Below are 22965 nucleotides of genomic sequence, written 5' to 3' on the forward strand. Positions count from 1 at the left end.
CGGTTCGGGTTAAGGGTAAATCTGATTGCAGGACTGGTTAATGCGATGGGATGAATATTTTCGCAAGAGGTCTAATATAAACAACGCTACCGGTTCTTACAATATCTCTCCAAACTAACCAACAGTTTCTTACAGACAACCGATTATTCTGTAAAAATTCTTCATAATATTATTACCATATTATCCAACCTCCAGACTCAACACTCGAAACTCCTGTTATCTGACAGATTTTTTGTTTTCATTTAGAATACTCCGCTTTTCTCCCCGTCCTTGTCCCATGCGCCTGACCCACATCAAACTCTCCGGCTTCAAATCTTTTACCGACCCGACCACGATTCATGTTCCGGGGCAGCTTGTTGCGGTTATCGGGCCGAACGGCTGCGGCAAGTCGAATGTGATTGACGCGGTGCGCTGGGTGTTGGGTGAGGCTTCGGCGAAGCAGCTTCGCGGCGAGAGTATGCAGGACGTGATTTTTAACGGTGCGGCGACGCGCCGTCCTGCGCCGAGGGCTTCGGTGGAGCTGGTGTTTGACAACAGCGACCACAGTTTGCAGGGGGCGTGGGGACAGTATGCCGAGGTGAGCATCAAGCGGCAGCTGACGCGTCAGGGCGAATCGACTTATTTCATCAACAATCAGACCGTGCGCCGCCGCGACATTACTGATTTGTTTCTGGGTACGGGCGTGGGCGCGCGCGGTTATGCCGTTATCGAGCAGGGGATGATTTCGCGCATCATTGAAGCGCGGCCGGAGGAGTTGCGCGCCTATATCGAGGAGGCGGCGGGCGTGTCCAAATATAAGGAACGCCGCAAGGAGACGGAAGGCCGTCTGAAAGACACGCGCGAGCATTTGCAGCGTTTGGGCGATTTGCAGAACGAGTTGGCGCGTCAGGTGGAAAAGCTGGAAAAACAGGCGGAAACTGCCGAACGCTACAAATCCCTGACCGCGCAGTTGAACCAGCAACAGGATTTGCTCGATTACGCCCAATGGCAGCAATCTCTTGCCGCCGCCGACAAGGCGACCGCGCAGCATCAGTCTTTGCAGGCGCAGCAGGACGAAACCGCCGCGCAGGTTCAGGCGTTAAACGACGAAGTACACGCCTTGCAGACCGCCGAACAGTCGCAGCAACAGGCGGTGCACGAATTGAGCAACAAACGCAGCGTGTTGCGCGAGCAGATTGCCCGTTTGGAAGAGCAAATCCGCCATCAGCAAAACCTGCACCAACGCATCGAACGCGACAAACAGGCGGCGCAGGCGCAGATGCAGCGCATCCATCAGGAGCAGCAGCAAATCCGCGTACAGCTTGAAGAAAACGAGTTGCAGGCCGAAGAAAAGCAAACCGAGTTGGCGGAATGGGCGATGCAGGTTGCCGAACACGAAGAGCGTCTGCCCGAATTGGAAGAAGCCCAAGCCACGCTCAACGCCGCCTTCCAAACCCAGCAGGACGAGGCAAACCGTATCCGCCGCGAACTGGCGTTGAAGCAGCAGCAGCTTGCCCATGCCGGACAAACTGTTGCCAAGCACGAAGAGCGCAAAGGTCGTCTGAAACAGGAAAACCAAGCCCTGAACCTGCCTGACGAAGCCGAAACCGCCGCCGCGCAGGAAGCCGCCGCCTTGTTGCAAAGCCAGCAAGAGCATTACGAAGAACAAATCATTGCTGCCGAAGAAGCCTTACACGCCGCCCGCGAGGCGTTTCAGACGACCTCGAGCCGCTTCCAAAGCCTGAAGCAGCAACACATCACCTTGCAGGCGCAGCAGCAGGCGTTGTCGCAAATCCTGTCGCAACAGCAGGAAGCCGCCGACTTCTGGCAGGCAACCGACTACGCCGCCGCGCCGCAACTGTGGCAACACATCACCGCGCCCGCCGAGTGGCAGCACGCCTTGTCCGTCATTCTTGCCGAACGCCTGCACGCCCGTAGCGTGCCGCACGGCTTCGTGCCGCCCGCACCTTTGCCGCAGGGACAGGCGGCATGGCTTTCAGACGACCTCTCCGGCGGCATCAAAAAATCCCTGCCCGTACAGGCATTGCTGAACCAAATCCAAGCGCAGCCGCCGTTTCAGACGGCGTTGCACCACTGGCTCGACGGCGTATTGTGCGCGCCCGATTTGAGCTACGCCCTCGCGCATCAAAGCGATTTGGGCGCACACCAAATCTGGCTTACGCCCGAAGGCCATCAGGTCGACAAAGTCAGCGTCCTGCTCTATGCCAAACCCGCGCAGGAAAGCCTGATTGCCCAAAAAGCGCGCCTCGACGGTATCGCGTCCGAACTGGAAAAACTTGCCCCCGAACTCTCCGCCGCCGAAGCCGCGTTCAAACAGACGGAAGCCGCCGTGCGCTCGTCCGAAGTGCAACATAAAAACCTGATGCAGCAGCAACAGCAGCACACGCGCCAATACAGCCAGGCGCAGCAACGCGCCGCCGAACTTCTGGCGCGCACCAACCAAGGGCAAATCCGCCGCGAACACATCGAGCGCGAACTGGCGCAGTTGGCGGAAGAGCAGACCGTGTTGCAACACACGTCCGACGGTCTTTCAGACGACATCGTTACTTTGCAGGAAGCCGCCGCCGAACTCGAACACCAGCAGCAAACCACCGCGCACAGCCGCCAAGAGCAGCAAGGCCGTCTGAAACAGGCGCAGCTTGCCCTGTTGGAAGCCAACCGCCAATACGGGCTGGCCGAAGTCGCCGTCCACAAACTCAACCAGCAAAAACAAAACTACCAGCAGCAAATCGCCCGGCTCGAACAGCAAACCCTGGACTGGCAGGAACGCCAACAAGAGCTTGCCCTCGCCTATGAAACCGAGTTCCAAAACGACGAGCAGCACATCAAGCTCGACGAGCTGACCGAAGCCGTGCACACGCTGGACGAAGAATACATCGCCGTGCAGGAAAAACTCGCGCAGATTCAGGAGCAGGGCAGGGAGCAATACGCCCGCGTACAAACCCTGCAAACCAAGCTGCCGCAGCTTCAGGCCGCCACCCAAACCGCCCTGTTGCAGCAGCAGGAAGCCCTGATCAACGCCAAACGCTACCATCAAAACCTGACCGAACGCGCCGCCGATTTGGATGCGCTCGAAGCGTTGGCGAAAGAATCGCCGAAAGTGTTGAACAGCAGCATCGGCAGCCTCACCCAGCAAATCGAAGCCCTCGGCGCCGTCAACCTCGCCGCCCTGCAAGAACTCGAAGAAGCGCGCGAACGCGACGGCTACTACCGCAGCCAGAGCGAAGACGTGCAGGCCGCCATCACCCTTTTGGAAGAAGCCATCGCCCAAATCGACGACAAAACCAAAGCGCGTTTCAAAGAAACCTTCGACGCCGTCAACGGCAAAGTCCAAACCTTCTTCCCGACCCTGTTCGGCGGCGGCGAAGCCACCCTCAAAATGATAGGCGACGACCTCCTGACCGCCGGCGTGTCCATCATGGCGCGCCCGCCCGGCAAGAAAAACAGCACCATCCACCTCCTCTCCGGCGGCGAAAAAGCCCTCACCGCCATGAGCCTCGTGTTCGCCCTGTTCAGCCTCAACCCCGCCCCCTTCTGCCTTCTGGACGAAGTCGACGCCCCGCTGGACGACGCCAACACCTCGCGTTTCTGCAACCTGGTCAAAGAAATGTCGGCACAAACCCAGTTCCTCTACATCTCCCACAACCGCCTGACCATGGAAATGGCGGAGCAGCTGGTCGGCGTAACCATGCAGGAAAAAGGCGTCTCGCGCGTCGTCGCCGTGGACATCAAGCAGGCGTTGGAAATGGCGGAGCCGGCCTGACAGGGTTTTCCGGCACACAAAAGGCCGTCTGAAAATATATTTCAGACGGCCTTTCTTCAGATATTTACACGGCGGATTTAATCGTCGTCGTAATCGTCCCAATCATCGTAATCATCATCCCAGTCTCGGTATTTGCGATGATAGTGGTGTTTGCCCTTTTTATAACGCGCCTCGCGGTAGTAAGGGTCGCCGTAATCGTAACCATAGCGGCGGGCTTCGCGGTAACGTTGGTCGCGCCAAGCGATGTCGCCGTCTTTTTGGTTCATTTTTTTATTGTGGTAGGCATAGGCGTTGCCCGCCAATCCGCCCGCCACTGCGCCGATAATCGCGCTTTGTCCGTCGTTACCCAGCAGGCCGCCTACGACCGCGCCTGCCGCCGCGCCGGCAAGGGTGGCTTTCTTCTGGTTTGCCGTACCCCGCGCTTCCGCGCCGATGGCGGGGAAGGAGAGGCTGGCGGCGAGTAATACTGCCATAAGTGGTTTCATGGTCATTGTTTCGTCCTTTCGTGGAAACACGGCAGGTGCCGGAATTGCTTACATTATAGTCAGCCCTTTGTTTGCCTTTCGCCCGATTGAGGAAAAATAGCGTAAACAAATGTTATCGTTATATAGTGGATTAAATTTAAATCAGGACAAGGCGGCGAGCCGCAGACAGTACAAATAGCACGGCAAGGCGAGCCAACACTGTACTGGTTTAAATTTAATTCACTATACATGCATTCTGTTTGGCGGCGGCGGGAATTAACAGTATTGTGTGCGTTGTTTTTGCAATACAAACGCCCCGAAGCCGGAATGCGGTTTCGGGGCGGCGTTTTTTCAGACGGCCTATACGGCTGAGGCGGCTTACTGATCGACGAACGCGCGTTCAATCAGGAAATCGCCGCGCACGCCGACTTTGGGCGATTCGACCAGGCCGAAATCGTTCAATACGCGGCGGGTGTCTTTCAGCATTGCGGGGCTGCCGCACAGCATGGCGCGGTCGTCCTGCGGGTTGATTTTGGGCAGGCCGATGTCTTCAAACATCTTGCCGCTTTCCATTAGGTCGGTCAGGCGGCCGTGGTGTTCGTAGTCTTCGCGGGAAACAATGGGGTAGTAAATCAGTTTTTCACGGATCATTTCGCCCAGGTATTCGTCGTTCGGCAATTCTTTGGTGAAGCGGTCGTAATAGGCCAAATCTTTTTTGTACCGCACGCCGTGCACCAAAATCACTTTTTCAAACATGTCGTAGATTTCGGGGTCTTTGGTAATGGCCAAGAAGGGGGCGATGCCTGTGCCTGTGGAAAGCAGGTAGAGGTGTTTGCCGGGATTGAGGTCGCCGGCTACCAGTGTGCCGGTGGGCTTTTTGCTGATGAGGACTTCGTCGCCGACTTTGAGGTGTTGCAGGCGGCTGGTCAGGGGGCCGTCCTGCACTTTGATGCTGAAAAATTCGAGGTGTTCTTCGTAGTTCGCGCTGGCGACGCTGTATGCGCGCATCAGCGGTTTGCCGTCCACCATCAGACCGACCATGACGAACTGGCCGTTTTCAAAACGCAGGGATTCGTCGCGGGTGCAGGTGAAGGTGAAATAGGCGTCCGTCCAGTGGTGTACGGACAGGACTTTTTGGATGTTGTAGGCTGCCATTTTGGGTTTCCTGTAAATAAGGTTAATCGGTTGGAAGGGTATTTGAGGCCGTCTGAAAGACAGTTTGCGGAAAATCGGTTTTCAGACGGCCTTTGTCTGTCGGCCGAAGTCAGGCTTCGGCGGCGGCGTTGCCGCTTTTTTTGCGTTTGCGCGGGCGGCGGCGTTTTTTCGTGCCTTCGTGCGGGTTTTGCGGGGCGGCGGCGGTCATGGCGGCACGTTCGGTTTCGTCGGCATGTTGGAATGTCGTCCACCAGTCGGCCAGTTCGCGGGCGGCTTGGCCGAGCTGGGCGCGCAGCATGAGGAAGTCGTAGGCGGCGCGGAACCGTGCCTGCGCCAGCAGTCGGTGCGGCCGTGCGCCGCGGCGGCTGTCGAACTGGGGCTGCAATACCCAGATTTCGCGCATGGTGGCGGCGTATTTTTGCGGCACGCCCCAGCCTTTTTCCATGGTTTCGCGCAGTTCGGCAATGGCTTCCGTCAGGGCGGGGGCGGCTTTTTCGCCGCGTTCCATGCGTTTTTGCCAATAGCCGTTGAGCGGTTCCCACATCAGGGCGGCGAGGACGAAGCCGACGGAAACGGATTTGTCGGCGCGCAGGCGTTCGTCGGTGTTTTTCAGGGAGGCGGTTACCATGTTCGGCCTGCCGCTGCGCGATGCCTGCTGCAATGCGTCGAGCAGCGGGTGGATGGGGGTGTCTATGCCCAATGTGTGAAACTGGTCGAGGCAGCGGCGGGCGTAGCCTGAAAAGAGGAGTTTCATGATTTCGTCAAACAGGCGGGCGGGCGGCTCTTCTTTCAGACGGCCTGCGTATTTGGCAATCGACGCGGCGGTGCGTTCTTCCACCGTAAAGCCGAGTTTGCCCGCCAGTCGGACGGCGCGCAGGATGCGGACGGGGTCTTCCTGATAACGTTCGGCCGGGTCGCCTATCATCACCAGCCTGCGGGCTTTGACATCTTCGATGCCGTTGTGGAAATCGATGATTTCGCCTTTCACGGGGTCGAAATAGAGGGCGTTGCAGGTGAAGTCGCGCCGACCCGCGTCTTCGGCCAGCGTGCCGTAGGTGTTGTCCTTCATAATCCGACCCTGCTCGTTCTGCACTGCTTTGCCACCGCCGCGGAAGGTGGTGACTTCGATGGTTTCGGGCCCCACCATGACGTGGACGATGCGGAAGCGGCGGCCGATGATGCGGCTGCGGCGGAAGACGGCGCGGACTTCTTCGGGCGTGGCATTGGTGGCGACGTCGAAGTCTTTCGGTTCCGCGCCGATCAGGAGGTCGCGCACTGCACCGCCGACCACATAGGCTTCATAGCCGGCCTGTTGCAGGCGTGAGACGACTTTTTCGGCGGCGAAGCTGATGTGGTCGGCGGTAAAGCCGTGCCGCTCGAACGGCAGGACGGTTTTGACGGCTTCGGCGGCGGGTTTGCCCGCCACTTTGCGCCAAAGTTTTTTCAGCATAGGGATTCCGTGAAGCAGGCCGCCTGAAACACTGCTTCGGCGGGAAACGCGGCGGCAAGGCCAAACCGCGGCTCAAGCCGGGAAGCGGGGTTTCCATACGCCGGAACGCCGACGGGCGGCGCGGTCGTTTTTCCGAATAAAACCTTTGCCCAATCTTGTGCGCGCACAATGTTCGGCAAAGGTTTCAGACGGCCTTAGTTGAAAATAGGCCGCATTATACCTGCTGCATGGCGGGAATTGAAACAGGCCGTCTGAAAACCCCGCCTGCGCAGAAGGCGCAGCAACCTTGCCCGCCCCGAACTGCGCCCCGCTGCAGATGCTTCGTTTTCAGACGGCCTTAGCCTATAATGCGCGCCTCGCTGCGGACGCTGCGTTTCATGCTTTTCCCGCCATCGGCAGGACTGCAATCCGCCGTCCGTCAGTTTCATTTTAACTTTCGCAACAATCGCGCGACTCCTGCGGAAGCCCCGTTCGGGCATACGCAGCTGCCGCACCCTCTGCGCAGGCGGGGTTTTCAGACGGCCTGTCCGCAACCGTTATGGATATAAAGATTTGAAAAATGGATAAAACCAATCATGCCCTTCTGCCGCAGCGTTTGGCGGTGTTCAGCCTGTCGGCCTTGATTGCGCTGTGCCTGGCCTGGGAATTGTGGTTCGCGCCGTTGCGCGAGGGCGGCTCCTGGCTGGCTTTGAAGGCTTTGCCCTTATGCCTGCCGCTGGCGGGGGTATTGAAAGGCCGCGTGTATACGTTTCAGTGGTCGTGCATGATGATTCTGCTGTATTTCGCCGAGGCGGTGATGCGTTTGTTTGACCATACACCCGCCGGACGGTGGTGTGCGGCGGGGGCGGTGGTGCTCAGTTCGCTGTATTTCGTTTCCTGCCTGCTGTATGTGAAACGGATTCGGGAGCGTACTCATGCGTGATGATTTTTCCCTGACCAACAAGGGCGGCGCGTGGGCGTTTGCCTGGCTGTTGTCCGCCTTTTTCCTGATTGCGGCGGTGCCGTTTTTATCGATTTTGCGCGTCGGCCCTTTGAGCAGTTTTTATTTGGAAAGCGGTTCGCTGGTGTTCGCGCTGCTGCTGGTGCTGCTGACTTTCGCCACAGGCCGTCTGAATGTATTGCCGCCGCGCGGAACGGTGTATTTCCTCTTGCTGGCGGCCTTTTGGCATGTACAGGCGCGGGTGATGGGGCTGGATTATCTAGGCATGAGCGATATGGCGGCCTGGGCGTTCGTCGTGCTGTCGCTGGCGGCATGGGCCTGCCGGGGCTGGACAGCCTCGCTGGGACAGGAACGGGTTACCGCCGCGCTGGCCTGGGTTCTGCTGATCGGCGGCTGCCTGCAGGCGGCGGTGGCGGTGATGCAGTATGCGGGTTGGACAAGCCATTTCACGGGTTATCTGGCCTTGGGGGCGAAAAACAATATTACCGGCCAGCTCGGCCAGCGCAATCATTTGGGGCATTACCTGATGTGGGGCCTGCTTTCGGCGGCGTGGTTGTGGTCGCAACGCCGCCTGCACGCCCTGCTCGGCGCAGCGGCGGTGCTGTTCCTGTCGGGCACGATGGGCTTGGTCAATTCGCGCACGATTTTGCTGTATGTGGCCGCCGTCGGCCTGCTGGCCTTGTTTTGGCGGTGGCGGCAGGGGCGCGGAGGCAACCGCCTGCTATTGATTACTTTGTTTGCGTTGGGCATGGTGGTGGCGGTGCAGTTTTCACTGAACGCCGTCTTGGGCTGGCTAGGCATCAGTCAGGTGGAAACCGCCTTGCAGCGGATGGAGGGCAGCTCTTTCGCCATGTCCGCCCGCGACCTCGAATGGCGCAACGCCTGGCGCGTGTTCCAAGATGCGCCGCTGTGGGGGCACGGCTGGGACAGCTATCCCCTCGAGGGCTTCCTTGCCGGCAGTTTCCCCAACGGTTTCAGCCCAAACGGCATCAGTGTGTTGTTTACCCATTCGCACAACATCGTTTTGCAGCTGTTGGCCGAAATGGGGCTAGTCGGCACGCTGCTGGTGTTCGGCGGCGCGCTGTGGGTGATATGGCCGTATTTCAGACGGCCTGCTTCCGCCGAAAGCATGCTGCCGCTCGCGCTGATGACCGTCAGCCTGTGCCACAGCATGTTGGAATACCCGTTGTGGTACATCTATTTCCTAACCGCCTTTGCCGTCATGATGAGCATCACGCCGTCTGAAACCCGCATTCGGACGGGCTACGGCATCAAAGCCATGCTGCCTGCCGCCTCCGCCTTCCTCATCATCTGCGGCATCGTCAAACTCGGCTTCGTCTACAACGATTTGGTGAAATTCGACCGCCATGTGAAAACCGACACCGCCGAAGAAGTCGTCCGCAAAGTTTCGGGATTGGAACGCATCGCGCGTACCGAACCGCTGCTGGCCTACTACGCCGACCTCTCGCTGACCCGCCGCGGCACGCCCTTCGATCCGAAAATTCGCCCCTGGGCGGCCGAAGCGGCCAAACGCGCCCTGCGGCACCGCCCCTACGCCACCGCCTATCAATACGCCCTCTACGAATACCGCGAGGGCAATACCGAAAAAGCGGCCGAATGGCTGGAAAAACTCTATCACTACTACCCTTCTTCGCTGAACTATTACGCGAAGCAAATCCACGCCTCGCCGTATTTCAAAAACCTCTACCCCGACCTCTACCGCGCCTGCGAGGCCTATCAGAAACTCAAACCGCGCACCGAAAGCTGCCCGAGGCCTGAAGTGCAGTAGGCGCAATACAAAATCGAGGCCGTCTGAAAACCTGCGATACGGGTTTTTCAGACGGCCTCTTTGTCAAACAAACACCAACAGCCCAAGAGTTATTGACCGCCGGTTTTCAAGCGGATTTTGGCTAAAAAGCGGCAAATTCAAGGCAAAAACCGCAGTTAAGGTCGGACACCTCGAATTTGCCGCTTTTATTAGTGAACGGATGCGGAAACCGCAGCGGCCAACTCAAACCCTAGCCCAGCGACACCATTTCAATCTGCTGCAAACTGCGCCCCAAAAAGCGTTCGCCTATGGTTTGGAAACGCAGCGGGATATCGCTGACATAGAAACGGTAATCGGCGGTCTGCCCCGTGCCGTCGTTAAGCAGACCCTCGGCCTGCAAGGCTTGGGCGACGGCTTCGGCGGTGGTCAGTGCCGAATCGACCAGTTGCAGCTGCGGTGCTTCCTGCTGCAACAGCGGCTTGAGCAGCGGATAGTGGGTACAGCCCAACACCAGCGTGTCCACGTCTTCGGCCAACAGCGGCTTCAGATATTCCCGCGCGGTCAGGCGGGTAACTTCGTGATCCAGCCAGCCCTCCTCCACCAACGGCACAAACAATGGGCAGGCCTGCGATTGCACGCGCGCGGCGGGATTGCGGCGGTGGATTTCGCGCGCGTAGGCGTTGCTGTTTACCGTGGTATTGGTGGCAATCACGCCGATGTGGTTGTTGCGCGTGGTGGCCAACGCCGCCTGCGCCCCGGCACTGATTACGTCCAAAACCGGCATATTGCCCGCCATCTGCCGTACTTTATGCCCGGCCACGGCCGCGATGGTGTTACAGGCGATGACAAGTGCCTTTACGTCGTGTTCGAGCATGAAGCCGACGATTTGGGCGGTAAAGGTTTCGATGGTCGCCCGCGACTTCACGCCGTAGGGCACGCGGGCGGTGTCGCCGAAATAAACAATGTTTTCCAGCGGCAGGCGTTCCATCAGGGCGCGCACGTTGGTCAGGCCGCCGACGCCGGAATCAAAAACGCCGATGGGGCGTTGGTTGGGTGTATTCATAACAATCAGCCGAAAGAGGCCGTCTGAAAAAAGAAAACGCGCATTCTATACCAAACCGCTTCCGTGCCTAAACGCCTTTCACGCCGTTTGCCTGCCGCTTGTCGGGAAATACGGGTATTTTTGCCGTTTCTGCCGTTTCAAAGGTTTGCAAGGGCGACGGTTTGACGCATAATCCGTGCTTTTTTCAGGTCAGGCCGACATGTCCGTTTCCCACACGCCCGTTTTCCTGCCGGATGAAACCGCCACCGCCGCTTTCGCGGCCGCGTTTTCAGACGGCCTCTCCGCACCGCTGACGGTTTGGCTCGAAGGCGGATTGGGCGCGGGCAAAACCACCTTCACCCGCAGCCTGCTGCGCGCGCTCGGTTTTGAAGGTGCGGTCAAAAGCCCCACCTACGCCATCGTCGAATCCTACCCCCTGCCCCGCTTTACCCTGCACCACTTCGACCTCTACCGCTTCTCCGCGCCGGAGGAATGGGAAGACGCGGGGCTGGACGATTTGACCGGCGGCAACACCGTCTGCCTGATAGAGTGGCCGCAAAAAGGCGGAAACTTCACCCCGCCCGCCGACCTAACACTCACCCTGACGCATTGCGCCAACGGCCGCAATGCCGCCCTATCCGCACAAACCGCAAACGGCCAGAGAAGTTTAGAAGCATGGATAAAAAATTTACCCGCCGCCAAATAGTCCGCAGCGCCGCCGCAGGCCTGCTGTTTACCGTTACACCGGCGGCTTTTGCCAAAGCCGCCCCGCAGTTTGTCGCCGTCCGCATCTGGCCGGCCAACGCCTACAGCCGCATCACGCTGGAATCGACGGAAAAGCTGCAATACAACTACTTCACCCTCGACAACCCGCGCCGCCTCGTACTCGACCTCAAAGGCGTACAGCTTAATGAAGTTTTGCAGAGCATCAACAGCAAAGTCCAACGCAGCGACCCCTATATCGGCATCATCCGCGTCGGTCAAAACACCGCCGACACCGTACGCATCGTCATCGACCTGAAAACCGACGTCAATCCGCAGCTTTTCACCCTCGCGCCCGTGGCCAACTTCAAACACCGCCTGGTGGCCGACCTCTACCCGATGCACGCCCAAGATGCCAACGACCCGCTGATGGCACTGTTGGAAGACTACTCGAAAGGCAAAATCAGCAACCAAGGCACAGGCAGCGGCACACCGCCGGTGCAGCCGCCCCCCGAAGTATCGAAGCCGCCGAAAACGACCAAAACGCCGGACGATACCCCGCCCCCTCCGCCAACCGACCGCAAGCATCACCGCCAGCCGATTATCGTGCTCGACCCCGGCCACGGCGGCGAAGACCCCGGCGCCATCGGCAAGAGCGGCCTGCGCGAGAAGGACGTCGTCCTTTCCATTGCGCGCGAAACCAAAAAACGCATGGAAGGTATGGGCTACAAAGTCTATATGACACGCAACGAAGACGTTTTCATCCCGCTGGGCGTACGCGTGGCCAAAGCGCGCAAACTGAACGCCGACCTTTTCATCTCCATCCACGCCGACGCATTCACCAGCCCCAGTGCGCGCGGCACCGGTGTTTACACCCTCAGCACCAAAGGTGCCAGTAGCGCCGCAGCCAAATTCCTCGCGCAAACGCAAAACAATGCCGACGCCATCGGCGGCGTCAAAACCGGCGGCAATAAAGACATCGACAGCACCATCCTCGACATGACCCAAACCGTTACCAACAAAGACAGCGCGATTTTGGGCAAAAAAGTGCTGAACGAATTGGGCAAATACAACAAGTTGCACAAAGGCGACATCGATCAGGCCAACTTCGCCGTCCTGCGCGCGCCCGACATCCCGTCCATCCTCGTGGAAACCGCCTTCCTCTCCAATCCGGAAGAAGAGCGCAAACTCAGCGGCATGGTCTTCCGCCGCCAGTGCGCCGACGCGATTACCGCCGGCATACGTTCCTACCTCGCCGGAGCCGTATTGGCCAGACGTTAAACATCAACGGACAACAGGCCGTCTGAAAATCCTCTTTCAGACGGCCTGTATTTTTTCCAGCCTTCCGTTACAATAACGCCCCGCCTTATCCTTACTGAGAAAGAAATCATCATGCAAAATAAAATCCTCTCCCAAATCACCCGCACAATCAGCCGTTTCCTGCTGATTATCGGCAGCATCGCCGCACTTGCCGCCTGCGGCAATCCGCAGCAATCCGACTTAATCTCCATTGCCGGCGCATTGAAAGATGCCGGATTCCACCCGAATCTGGAAGCCGAATACCGGCAACGCATCAGCCAGGCGAAGAATGAAGAAGATGTCCGCGGCGTTTTGCGCGATCAGCTCGCCCTCACAGAAAAAGTCGCCCCCAAACTCAAAGCCCTCAAACTGAAAAGCGACGAAGGCCGCTCCATCCAAAACAAACTGGCCGGAGGTTTTGAAAAAATGGGCAATGGCTTGAGAACCGCAATCAATGCCGACTTCAACAGCCAAAGTACAATGCTGTCCGCCCAAAACGATATGCGTGCGGGCGGCCAGGATATTTTGGCCGGCATGCAGGAGTTCGCCACGGTAGCCAAAGCACAAGGACTGAACCTCGACGAAACCTTATTCCAGGACAAGATACAAGGCTTGAAGGAAAGTTTGAAATAATCCCGTGCCACTATCAAAAAAGGCCGTCTGGAAACTGTTCCAAGCAGTTTTCAGACGGCCTTTCCGCATTATCCGGCAAATCAGCCGCAACGGATTAACCAATATTCGTCCAAACGGCGAACCGCAGAACATTGAAACCTAATAAAGCCAATTGGGCAGACGTTTCCGCTACTTTAGAAATTACTGCCTTTCAGTTCGGATAAAACAACGCCACCCAACAGCCCGGCCAACCTGTGCCGGCGCAACATTGCCGCACGGCCTCCATCATTTCCCACCGCCCGCAACAGTTTCGACAAACACGCCCTGAACGTCATTCTCGGCCAAAGCCGCCGACACAGCCTCGCGCGCCGCCCGTTCCGCATCATCGTGCAAACTGCGCCGAACATAATCCAAATGGGCTTCTGCCGCCCGTTGCGCCGCCGATGCGTCCTGCCTCTCGATGGCGCGGAAAATCGCCTCATGCTGTTCCGACAACTGCGCGTAACGGTTGGCGGCAAACATATTGGCCAAATTACGCCGCGTATGCCCCTTCAGCAAACGCAACAAACTCTCCGACAAGCGCGTGAACATCACATTATGTGCCGATTCCGCCACAACCTGATGAAACGCCGCATCGGCCGCCGCCTGCCGTTCCGAATCATGCTGCCCGTAAGCCGACTCCAGCTCCGCAAGCCAATAGCGCAGACGCTGCAAATCCGCTTCCGTCCGCCGCTGCGCCGCCAAACCTGCAAGCAAACCCTCCACACTGCGGCGGAAATCCAATACCTCGTCGGCCATATCGTGCCTGCCGGCCACCTCCTCCCAACCGAGTTGCAAAGCCTGACTCACCCGCGCGGAAACATAATGTCCGTCCCCCTGCCGCGCATAAAGCATCCCGCGCGCCGACAAAATCCGCAAAGCCGCCCTCAACGATTGGCGCGACACACCGAACTCTTCCGCCAACTGCCGTTCCGGAGGTAGCTTCCCGCCCACCGGATAAATATTCTGCAAAATCCGTTCCTCAAGAATATCGGCAATCTGTGCTCCGGCACACTGCCTGCCGACCGTTTTTTCCTTCTGCATCACACCTTCCTCCGCGTATGGCCGCCCGACAGATTTTTCAGACGGCCTGATTGTCGTTAATTTTACTTAATTTTCCGCAAAAACCTTATTTTTTTATCAGGTTAAAAACATAAAAAACCACGTGCCACTTGACCGCTTACATAAGATTACTTAAAGTAACCCTACTCCAATAAAATTGGTCCGACCAATTTACCAAAACACAAACCAAAAGCCAAACCATGAACACAAATACCGAACCCACTGTCGGAAGCAAACCTGCCGATGTGTATTTTTTCGGCACGTGCCTGCTGGACATTTTCATGCCCGAAGCGGGCATGGATGCGATTACGCTGATCGAGCAGCAAGGCATCCGCGTGCATTTCCCGATGGCGCAAAGCTGCTGCGGCCAACCCGCCTTCACATCGGGGCATCCGAAAGAAGCCTTTGAAATCGCCAAAGCCCAACTGGATCTGTTCCCCGAAAACTGGCCGATAGTCGTGCCTTCCGGTTCCTGCGGCGGCATGATGAAACACCACTGGCCGGACGTATTCAAAGGCAGCCGGTATGAATCGCAAGCGCAAAAAGTGGCCGACCGCGTGGTCGAATTCACCCACTTCCTGCTGGATATCGGCTATACGCCCGAAGACAAAGGCGACAACATCAAAGTAGCCGTTCACACCTCCTGCGGCGCACGGCGCGAAATGGGCGTGCACCTCACCGGCTGGAAACTGATAGACAGCCTGAAAAACGTCGAACGCGTGGTCCACGACCATGAAAGCGAATGCTGCGGCTTCGGCGGCACATTCTCCGTCAAGCAGCCTGACATTTCGGGCGCGATGGTGGCCGACAAAGTAGCCTCCTTAAAAGCAACCGAAGCGGTGGAAATCGTCAGTGCCGATGCGGGCTGTATGATGAATATCGGCGGCAAAATCGCCAAAGACGAACCCGGCATGCCCAAACCCAAACACATTGCCACCTTCTTGTTGGAACGCACGGGGGGCAAAGCATGAGCGCGCGCGACAACATCCTGGCCAAACTGAGAAAGGCCAACGCCTACCCGATGATCGAACCGAAGGTAGATGAATACTACCGCGAAACCTCGCAGGAATGGGACAGCGAAACCGAACGCCTGAAACACTGGGCGAAAACCATGCGGGCGGTCAAAACCGAAATCTACTGGGTAACGCCCGAAACCTGGCCGCAAACCATGGTCCGCGTAGCCGGAGAAAAAGGATTGAAAAACATCCTGCTGCCCCTGAAGACCGAGCACGGCCAAACCGCCGAACGTGCTTTTCAGACGGCCTCGGATATCGAAGTCAAATCCTTCGGCAAACCGATTGAAGATTGGAAAGACAGTTACTTTGCCGACATCGACGCAGGCTTTACCTCCGCCCGCTGCGGCATCGCCCTCACCGGCACGCTGATGTTGTGGCCGGACGTTGAAGAGCCGCGCAGCCAAAGCCTGGTTCCGCCGGTACACTTCTGCCTGTTTGATGCGGCAAAAATGTACAACACCTTCCACCACGCCATGAGCGGGGAAAAAATGGCCGACGGCATGCCGACCAACGTCGTATTGGTATCCGGCCCGTCAAAAACCGCAGACATCCAACTGACCCTAGCCTACGGCGCGCACGGCCCGCGCGATTTGGTGGTACTCGCACTCGTACCGCCCCACATCAACCCGGCAGACCTGGAGGACGCGGCATGAGTACGCAAACCATACATTTCCATCCGAAACCAGAAACCTTCAAGCAAAACGCGAAAGACGCCCTGTCCGACAAACCCCTGCGCAAAAGCCTGCGCACGGCCATGGACATGCTGATGACCAAACGCAAGGCCGTATTGTCGGACGAAGAAGAACTGCAATTATTGCGCACCCTTTGCGAACACATCCGTCAGCGTTCCCTGTCCCGCCTGCCCGACTTATTGGAGCAGCTGGAAGAAAACCTGACCCGTTTGGGCGTGAAAGTGCATTGGGCGGAAACGCCTGCGGAAGCCTGCGAAATCATTCACGGCATCGTCAGCGCGCACAACGGCAAACTGATGGTCAAAGGCAAATCCATGGTCAGCGAGGAAATCGAGCTGAACCATTATTTGGCCGACAACGGCGTGAAAGCGGTAGAAAGCGATTTGGGCGAATTCATCGTTCAAATGGCGGGTGAAAAACCCACCCACATCGTGATGCCCGCGATTCACAAAACCAAAGAGCAAGTCAGCGAACTGTTCCACCAAAACCTTGGCACACCGCTGACCGACGACGTAGACCAACTGACCGGCTTTGCCCGCCAAGCCCTGCGCGACATATACCGCACGGCAGATGTCGGCCTGAGTGGCGTCAATTTCGCCGTCGCCGAAACGGGAACGCTGTGCCTGGTCGAAAACGAGGGCAACGGCCGCCTGAGCACTACCGTCCCGCCCGTGCATATCGCGATTACCGGCATTGAAAAAGTCGTGGCCAAGCTGTCGGACGTTCCGCCTTTGTACAGCCTGCTGCCGCGTTCGGCCATCGGTCAGAACATTACGACCTATTTCAACATGATTACCGGCCCGCGCCGCAGCGGCGAACTCGACGGCCCGCAGGAAATGCACTTGGTGCTGCTGGACAACGGCCGCAGTCAGGCCTATGCCGAAGAGCAAATGCGCCGTACCCTGCAATGTATCCGTTGCGGCGCGTGCATGAACCACTGCCCGGTTTACACCCGCATCGGCGGCGCGGCCTACGGCACGACCTACCCCGGCCCCATCGGCGAAATTATCTCTCCGCACCTGCTGGGCTTGGATGCCACTCGTGATTTACCGACCGCCTGCACCATGTGCGGCGCGTGTGACGAAGTTTGTCCGGTAAGAATTCCGATTACCGCTCAAATGCGCCGCCTGCGCGAAGAAGCCCAACGCTCGCCCGACGAAAAAGTGGCTCACCCGATACGCGGGCAAGGCGCGTCGCATACTTTGGCCGAAACGCTGGCTTGGCGTACGTATAACGGCATTTTCAGCGGCAAAAAGGCCTATCGTGCCTTCGGCTGGGCAGCTACCACATTCCGTATGCTGACACCGGGCAAACAATTGGGCTGGACAGATCACCGCAAACCGATGAAGCCCGCCGCAAAAACGCTGCACGAACTGATTAAGGAAAAGCAGCAACGTTAGGCAAATAGGACAACAGGCCGTCTGAACCGCTTTCAGACGGCCTGTTTAGAAAACCCCTTTGCTTCATTCATACATTAAATTTCATTTGCCATATTTTTCAGACGGCCTGTTATCTGCAATAGGCCGTCTGAAAACGGTTCGCACGAACCGTTCGGATTTCAGACGGCCTGTCCGAAGAGGACAGACAAATACGATAAGGCTGCGCCGTGCCGTATCCGCCGTCCGAAAAGCAGCCGCACGACACCGCTCTGAGGCTGCAAAGCGCATATCGACTGCGATATGAAATCAACAACAACCCGTCCGCAAAGGATAATTTATGGCTTTATTTTTAAGCATCTTCCCCATCGTGCTGCTGATTTGGCTGATGGTGAAGAAAAACAGCGTCCCGTCCTACATCGCACTGCCCGTTACGGCGGCACTGATTTACCTCATCCAAATGTTCTATTTCGATAGCCCGGCTTTGGCACTCAACGCCAACGTTGCCGCCGGCCTTGTCGCCACCCTCACACCGATCACCGTGATTTTCGGCGCCATCATGTTCAACCGCATGATGGAAACCACCGGCTGTATCGACACTATCCGCAAATGGTTGGCCAATATCAGCCCCAACCCTGTTGCCCAGCTGATGATTATCGGCTGGTCGTTTGCCTTTATGATTGAAGGTGCGTCAGGCTTCGGCACACCCGCCGCCATTGCCGCCCCCATCCTGATGAGCCTGGGTTTCAACCCCTTGCGCGTCGCCATCTTTACCTTGGTGATGAACTCCGTGCCGGTATCGTTCGGCGCGGTCGGCACGCCGACATGGTTCGGCTTCGGCCAACTGAATTTGAGCCACGACGAAATCATGTCCATCGGCAAACAAACCGGCATCATCCACTTTGTCGCCGGCTTCATTATTCCGCTGATCGGCCTGAGCTTCATCACATCATGGCAGGAAATCCGTAAAAACATCGGTTTCATCTACATTGCTATCCTCTCCTGTACCATCCCTTATGTCATCTTGGCACAGGTAAACGAGGAATTCCCATCGCTGGTGGCGGGTGCCATCGGCCTGTTGATTTCCGTATTCGCCGCCAACCACGGCATCGGCCTGAGCAAAGAATACCCGAAAGACCCGAATGCGGAAAAACCGTCCTTCGGCGCGGTGGCCAAAGCACTGGCACCGCTGGGTATGCTGATCGGCATGCTGGTGGTAACGCGCATCAAACAAATCGGCCTGAAAGGATTGATGACCAGCACCGAGCCTTGGTTCGCCTTCTCCCTGCCCGGATTGTCCGACATTACCATTACCGAATCGCTGACCATCATCTTCGGCAACATCTTCGGCTCCGGCGTAGCGGAAAAATACCAAACCTTGTACGTTCCCGCGTGGATTCCATTCGTAATTACCGTCTGGATCTGCATCGTGCTGTACAAAACCAAATTTAAAGATGCCTGGACTTTCTACGTCGCCACTTTCAACCAAACCAAAAAACCGCTGCTGGCCCTGATGGGTGCGCTAATTATGGTGAAACTGATGCTGGTCGGCGGCGACAACTCGATGGTGAAAATCATCGGCCGCGAATTTGCTTCCGTTGCCGGACAACACTGGGTGTACTTCTCATCCTATCTGGGTGCGATCGGCGCATTCTTCTCCGGTTCCAACACCGTATCCAACCTGACCTTCGGCTCGATTCAGCAGCAAATCGCCATCGACACAGGCCTGTCGGTTACACTGATTTTGGCCTTGCAATCGGTTGGCGGTGCCATGGGCAACATGGTCTGCATCAACAACATCATCGCCGTGTGCTCGGTATTGGACGTCAAAAATTCGGAAGGCGCGATTATCAAGAAAACCGTCGTTCCGATGTTCCTCTACGGTATTATCGCCGCACTGATGGCCGTATTGGTTATCCCGCTGCTGCCGCTGTAATACCATAGGCAGATAAGGCAAAAGGCCGTCTGAAACCCCGCAAAGGGATTTTCAGACGGCCTTTTCGATTGCCGCAATAGGACAGATTGAAGTTCATCCGTAAAACGGCCACAGCCGCTCGTCAGCCTTTTCGCATCATAGATGAAGAAACCAACCCACAACAGGCAGGCAATATTTGCCGCATATTGCCCGTCCGATCTTCAACCTTGAATCCCAAGCTTTCAGACGGCCTCCCGCAATACGGAAAAATTGAAACGCAAGACAGGCAGGTAATCGCAGGCAAACCGGGCAGTAAAAAGGCCGTTCTCCCTGCCGGTAATGGCCAAACCCTCCACCCTCAAACCGCATTCGTCATCGCCGTCCTCGGCACAAACGGCGGCATATTGCCGCAGCCAGTGCTCGAACACGGAAACATCGCGGCAACCCTCAAATTCAAGCCGCACTTCTTTTCCGCCCGGGTAATACACCGGATACAGCAACACATCCAAGCTGAACACCCTGCCCGCCAATGCCGCTTTCAGTAGCACGGCATCGTGATAAACATATTCGGTTTCCACTTTTCCAATCCACCAAAAAGGCCGTCTGAAAACATCGGCTTTCAGACGGCCTCCATCTTGCGTCAATCCGTTAAACCGTACCTTGCGCCTTCATTTTTTCTTCGCCGAATTCCAGCTTGCTCAAAGCGGCCAGATAGGCTTTGGCCGTGGCGGCCAAAACGTCGGTATCCGCGCCCTGCCCGTTGACGACGCGGTTGCCGCGTGCCAGACGAACGCTGGTTTCGCCTTGACTTTCCGTGCCCTGCGTTACCGCGTTCACGGAATAAATCTGCAAAGTCGCGCCGCTTTGCGCCACGCTCTCAATCGCTTTAAAAATCGCATCGACAGGGCCGGAGCCTGTGGCGGAAGCGCGTTTTTCTTCGCCCTTGATGCTGAACACGATGTCGGCGCGCGGCTCTTCGCCGGTTTCGGTGCTGATTTTTTGGGAGATGAATTTGTAGCTTTCGGCGTTCATGCTGCCCATTTCGTCGGACACCAGCGCGTGCAGGTCTTCATCGAAGATTTCCCGTTTTTTGTCGGCAAGTTCTTTGAAGCGGGCAAACGCGGCATTCAACGCTTCTTCGCTTTCCAATTCGATGCCCAATTCGGCCAATTTGCTGCGGAACGCGCTGCGGCCGGACAACTTGCCCAAGGTCAGGCGGTTGGTGGCCCAGCCGACCGATTCGGCAGTCATGATTTCATAAGTTTCGGGATGTTTCAGCACGCCGTCCTGATGGATGCCCGATTCGTGCGCGAAGGCGTTTGCGCCGACCACCGCCTTGTTGGGCTGCACGGGATAGCCGGTAATGGTGGACACCAGTTTCGATGCCGGCACGATTTGCGTGGTGTCGATGCCCGTTTCCAAGCCAAACAAATCGTGGCGTACTTTCAACGCCATCACAATTTCTTCCAAGCTGGCATTGCCCGCGCGTTCGCCCAAACCGTTGATGGTGCATTCCACCTGGCGCACGCCTGCCTGAACGGCAGCCAGCGAGTTGGCAACCGCCATGCCCAAGTCGTTGTGGCAGTGTGTGGACCAGATGACCTTATCGCTGTTGGGCACGCTTTTGATGATATTGCTGATACGCTCGTACCAAACGGAAGGGATGGAGTAGCCGACGGTATCGGGAATATTGATGGTGGTTGCGCCCGCCTCAATCACCGCCGTAAAAATTTTAGCCAAAAAGTCCAAATCGGAACGCACGGCATCTTCGGCGGAAAATTCCACATCATCCGTATATTCTTTGGCGATTTTCACCGCTTTCACCGCCGCATCAATCACCTGCTGCGGCTTCATTTTCAGCTTGTATTCCATGTGGATGGGGCTGGTGGCGATGAAGGTGTGGATGCGCTTTTTCGGCGCGGGGGAAACGGCTTCGCCCGCCTTGCGGACATCGTTTTCAACGGCACGCGCCAACGAGCAGACGGTGGCGTTGGTGATGATTTTGGCAATCGCGTTCACCGATTCGAAATCTCCCGGGCTGGCGGCGGCAAAGCCCGCTTCAATCACGTCCACGCCCATTTTTTCCAACTGGCGGGCAATACGGATTTTCTCTTCTTTAGTCATGGATGCGCCGGGCGACTGTTCACCGTCACGCATGGTGGTGTCGAATATGATGACGCGGTTGTTTTGGCTGGTGGTCATGGTGTTTTTCTCCAAGGTGGTTTGCTGCTGCATAAAGGCGTTCAAATCCAACGGCCGCCCCTGGGCTTCGGCCAGCGCGGTCAGCTTTTGCAGTTGCGCCAAAGGCAGCGAGCCGCGCGTGCGCCATTTGTAGATGGCGGCCGTGCTGGCGGCATTTTGCGGGTCTTGCTGCTTCAAGGCTTCGGCCAGAGCGTTTACACCGCCGAAATAGGCGATTAAGCGGTCGATATTCAGTTGCATATTTTGTCCAATCGTCATCGGGCATTTTCTTCAAAGAAGCGGCGATTATACTTTTTTTAGACATTTTAGCAATGAATTTTTTAAAAATATGCCAAACCATCCATTTTAAAATCAAATTTTAGGACTTTTTGTCTAATATAGAGTAATGTTTCTCAAAAAAGAAACGCAAACATTTTTTCAAATCAATCTGTTAAAATACGCCCCTTTTATTTACGAGTTACGAGTACCCCGCCATGCCTGTTGCCGCCGTCGAACAAATCAACCGCCTGCTACCGCAAACCCAATGCCGCGAATGCGGTTACGACGGCTGCCTGCCCTATGCGCGCGCGTTGGCGGCAGGAGAAGCGGCAGTCAATTTGTGCGCTCCCGGCGGGGAAACCGTGATGCTGGACATCGCCGGCCTGTTGGGCAAACCGCCGGTTGCGCCCGCCAAAACCCAAGCCAAAGCCCTGGCATGGATAGACGAATCAGCCTGCATAGGCTGCACCGCCTGCATCCGAGCCTGCCCGGTTGATGCGATTATGGGCGCGTCGAAGCTGATGCACACGGTGATTGCCGAAGAATGTACCGGCTGCGGCCTGTGTGTCACCCCCTGCCCCGTCGATTGCATCCACATGCTGCCGAACGGCGCCGATTATTTGCCGCAATCGCGCAGCCTGTCGGGCGGGGAAACCGCGCCGCGCTTTGCCGCCGCTGCCCATGCGCAAGCGCGTTTCGAACGGCACGAAAACCGCAAAGCGCGTGAAGACGCGGAGAAAAAAGCCTACCGTGCCGAACGGGAAGCAGCCGCCCGCCGCGCCGCCGCAAAGGTTGTTCCGACCGCGCCGTCCGCCGTGCAGCCGTCGGCCAAACCCGCCTTCAACCCCGCCGACCTGATTGCGCAGGCCATGGCGCGCGCCAATGCCCAGCAAACCCAGCGCAGCGTACCGTCCAACCGCGAACATTTCAAACAGGCGCAAATCAAGGCGGCTCAGGAAAAGGCAACCTTCCGCCGCTACCAGCGCGACGCGCAATACGGCAACGAAACGGAAAAAGCCGCCGCCATCGAGTGGCTGCGGCAATACAAGGCGGCACAGGAACAGGCAGACGAAATCTGAATACGTCCAAAGGCCGTCTGAAAACTGAACAATCGGTTTTCAGACGGCCTTTTGTATTAGACCTCTTGCGAAAATATTCATCCCATCGCATTAACCAGTCCTGCAATCAGATTTACCCTTAACCCGAACCG

The 22965-nt window shown here is 57.1% G+C and carries 17 protein-coding genes and 2 pseudogenes; 12 read left to right on the forward strand and 7 right to left on the reverse strand.

The annotated features are described in order from the left end of the window. The first annotated feature begins 277 nt into the window (after positions 1 to 277). The gene (smc, locus tag ACTHSL_RS08915; protein WP_440381130.1) at positions 278 to 3763 is read left to right on the forward strand and encodes a chromosome segregation protein SMC; all 3486 of its coding nucleotides are present in this window, start codon (positions 278 to 280) and stop codon (positions 3761 to 3763) included. 77 nt (positions 3764 to 3840) lie between these two features. On the opposite strand, the gene ACTHSL_RS08920 is transcribed toward smc, so the two are convergent. Continuing rightward, complete coding sequence (locus ACTHSL_RS08920; RefSeq protein ID WP_049252156.1) at positions 3841 to 4254, reverse strand: glycine zipper domain-containing protein; 414 nt, start codon at positions 4252 to 4254, stop codon at positions 3841 to 3843. Between the two features lie 115 nt (positions 4255 to 4369). Here ACTHSL_RS08920 and ACTHSL_RS08925 point away from each other — a divergent pair. Next, positions 4370 to 4479: pseudogene (locus ACTHSL_RS08925) on the forward strand (IS5/IS1182 family transposase); the annotation flags it as partial. A gap of 126 nt (positions 4480 to 4605) precedes the next feature. On the opposite strand, the gene ACTHSL_RS08930 reads toward ACTHSL_RS08925, so the two are convergent. Both ACTHSL_RS08930 and pcnB read right to left on the reverse strand, forming a co-directional pair. After that, positions 4606 to 5382 (reverse strand): ferredoxin--NADP reductase, encoded by a 777-nt coding sequence (locus ACTHSL_RS08930; protein ID WP_440381131.1) that lies wholly within the window; start codon positions 5380 to 5382, stop codon positions 4606 to 4608. Positions 5383 to 5491: 109 nt separating this feature from the next. After that, on the reverse strand, positions 5492 to 6832 hold the full coding sequence (gene pcnB, locus ACTHSL_RS08935; protein ID WP_440381132.1) for a polynucleotide adenylyltransferase PcnB: 1341 nt from the start codon (positions 6830 to 6832) through the stop codon (positions 5492 to 5494). 559 nt (positions 6833 to 7391) lie between these two features. Here pcnB and ACTHSL_RS08940 point away from each other — a divergent pair. Together ACTHSL_RS08940 and ACTHSL_RS08945 are read left to right on the forward strand one after the other, a co-directional pair. Further along, positions 7392 to 7754 carry a DUF2069 domain-containing protein gene (locus ACTHSL_RS08940; protein ID WP_070454230.1) on the forward strand — a complete coding sequence of 121 codons (363 nt, stop codon included), beginning with the start codon at positions 7392 to 7394 and terminating at the stop codon, positions 7752 to 7754. Then, complete coding sequence (locus tag ACTHSL_RS08945) at positions 7747 to 9561, forward strand: Wzy polymerase domain-containing protein (RefSeq protein WP_440381133.1); 1815 nt, start codon at positions 7747 to 7749, stop codon at positions 9559 to 9561. The genes ACTHSL_RS08940 and ACTHSL_RS08945 overlap by 8 nt, the downstream gene beginning before the upstream one ends. 229 nt (positions 9562 to 9790) lie before the next feature. Here ACTHSL_RS08945 and murI read toward each other — a convergent pair whose 3' ends face one another. Further along, the gene (gene murI, locus ACTHSL_RS08950) at positions 9791 to 10603 is read right to left on the reverse strand and encodes a glutamate racemase (protein WP_003773081.1); all 813 of its coding nucleotides are present in this window, start codon (positions 10601 to 10603) and stop codon (positions 9791 to 9793) included. Between the two features lie 199 nt (positions 10604 to 10802). On the opposite strand from murI, the gene tsaE reads away from it, so the two are divergent. The 3 genes from tsaE (at position 10803) to ACTHSL_RS08965 (ending at position 13216) form a co-directional block, all read left to right on the forward strand. Next, positions 10803 to 11288, forward strand: coding sequence for a tRNA (adenosine(37)-N6)-threonylcarbamoyltransferase complex ATPase subunit type 1 TsaE (gene tsaE, locus ACTHSL_RS08955; protein ID WP_440381134.1), 486 nt, complete (start codon positions 10803 to 10805; stop codon positions 11286 to 11288). Further along, positions 11258 to 12565, forward strand: a complete 1308-nt coding sequence (locus tag ACTHSL_RS08960; RefSeq protein WP_440381135.1) for an N-acetylmuramoyl-L-alanine amidase — start codon at positions 11258 to 11260, stop codon at positions 12563 to 12565. Before tsaE ends, ACTHSL_RS08960 begins: the two co-directional genes overlap by 31 nt. A gap of 111 nt (positions 12566 to 12676) precedes the next feature. After that, positions 12677 to 13216 (forward strand): hypothetical protein, encoded by a 540-nt coding sequence (locus tag ACTHSL_RS08965; protein ID WP_440381136.1) that lies wholly within the window; start codon positions 12677 to 12679, stop codon positions 13214 to 13216. 264 nt (positions 13217 to 13480) lie between these two features. On the opposite strand, the gene ACTHSL_RS08970 is transcribed toward ACTHSL_RS08965, so the two are convergent. After that, on the reverse strand, positions 13481 to 14278 hold the full coding sequence (locus tag ACTHSL_RS08970; RefSeq protein ID WP_440381137.1) for a FadR/GntR family transcriptional regulator: 798 nt from the start codon (positions 14276 to 14278) through the stop codon (positions 13481 to 13483). Positions 14279 to 14496: 218 nt separating this feature from the next. Here ACTHSL_RS08970 and ACTHSL_RS08975 point away from each other — a divergent pair, with 218 nt between their 5' ends. The 4 genes from ACTHSL_RS08975 (at position 14497) to ACTHSL_RS08990 (ending at position 19316) form a co-directional block, all read left to right on the forward strand. Beyond that, positions 14497 to 15267: a (Fe-S)-binding protein gene (locus ACTHSL_RS08975; protein ID WP_283113888.1), complete on the forward strand. Its 771-nt coding sequence runs from the start codon at positions 14497 to 14499 to the stop codon at positions 15265 to 15267. Continuing rightward, the gene (locus tag ACTHSL_RS08980) at positions 15264 to 15965 is read left to right on the forward strand and encodes a LutC/YkgG family protein (protein ID WP_440381138.1); all 702 of its coding nucleotides are present in this window, start codon (positions 15264 to 15266) and stop codon (positions 15963 to 15965) included. Before ACTHSL_RS08975 ends, ACTHSL_RS08980 begins: the two co-directional genes overlap by 4 nt. Continuing rightward, positions 15962 to 17404 (forward strand): LutB/LldF family L-lactate oxidation iron-sulfur protein, encoded by a 1443-nt coding sequence (locus ACTHSL_RS08985; RefSeq protein WP_440381139.1) that lies wholly within the window; start codon positions 15962 to 15964, stop codon positions 17402 to 17404. The genes ACTHSL_RS08980 and ACTHSL_RS08985 overlap by 4 nt, the downstream gene beginning before the upstream one ends. A gap of 316 nt (positions 17405 to 17720) precedes the next feature. Continuing rightward, the gene (locus ACTHSL_RS08990; RefSeq protein WP_440381140.1) at positions 17721 to 19316 is read left to right on the forward strand and encodes an L-lactate permease; all 1596 of its coding nucleotides are present in this window, start codon (positions 17721 to 17723) and stop codon (positions 19314 to 19316) included. 221 nt (positions 19317 to 19537) lie between these two features. Here the strand turns inward: ACTHSL_RS08990 and ACTHSL_RS08995 are convergent, their stop codons facing one another. Together ACTHSL_RS08995 and ACTHSL_RS09000 are read right to left on the reverse strand one after the other, a co-directional pair. Beyond that, a complete protein-coding gene (locus ACTHSL_RS08995) occupies positions 19538 to 19939 on the reverse strand; it encodes a hypothetical protein (protein WP_440381141.1) in 402 nt (133 codons plus the stop codon). A gap of 4 nt (positions 19940 to 19943) precedes the next feature. After that, entirely contained in the window at positions 19944 to 21737 is a 1794-nt protein-coding gene (locus ACTHSL_RS09000) for a 2-isopropylmalate synthase (protein ID WP_107970366.1), read from the reverse strand. A 224-nt stretch (positions 21738 to 21961) separates the two neighbouring features. On the opposite strand from ACTHSL_RS09000, the pseudogene ACTHSL_RS09005 reads away from it, so the two are divergent. Continuing rightward, a pseudogene (locus tag ACTHSL_RS09005) lies at positions 21962 to 22834 on the forward strand (RnfABCDGE type electron transport complex subunit B); the annotation flags it as partial. Positions 22835 to 22965: the final 131 nt, after the last annotated feature.

This window comes from Neisseria sp. P0008.S010, assembly GCF_051962715.1.
Lineage (GTDB): Bacteria > Pseudomonadota > Gammaproteobacteria > Burkholderiales > Neisseriaceae > Neisseria > Neisseria elongata.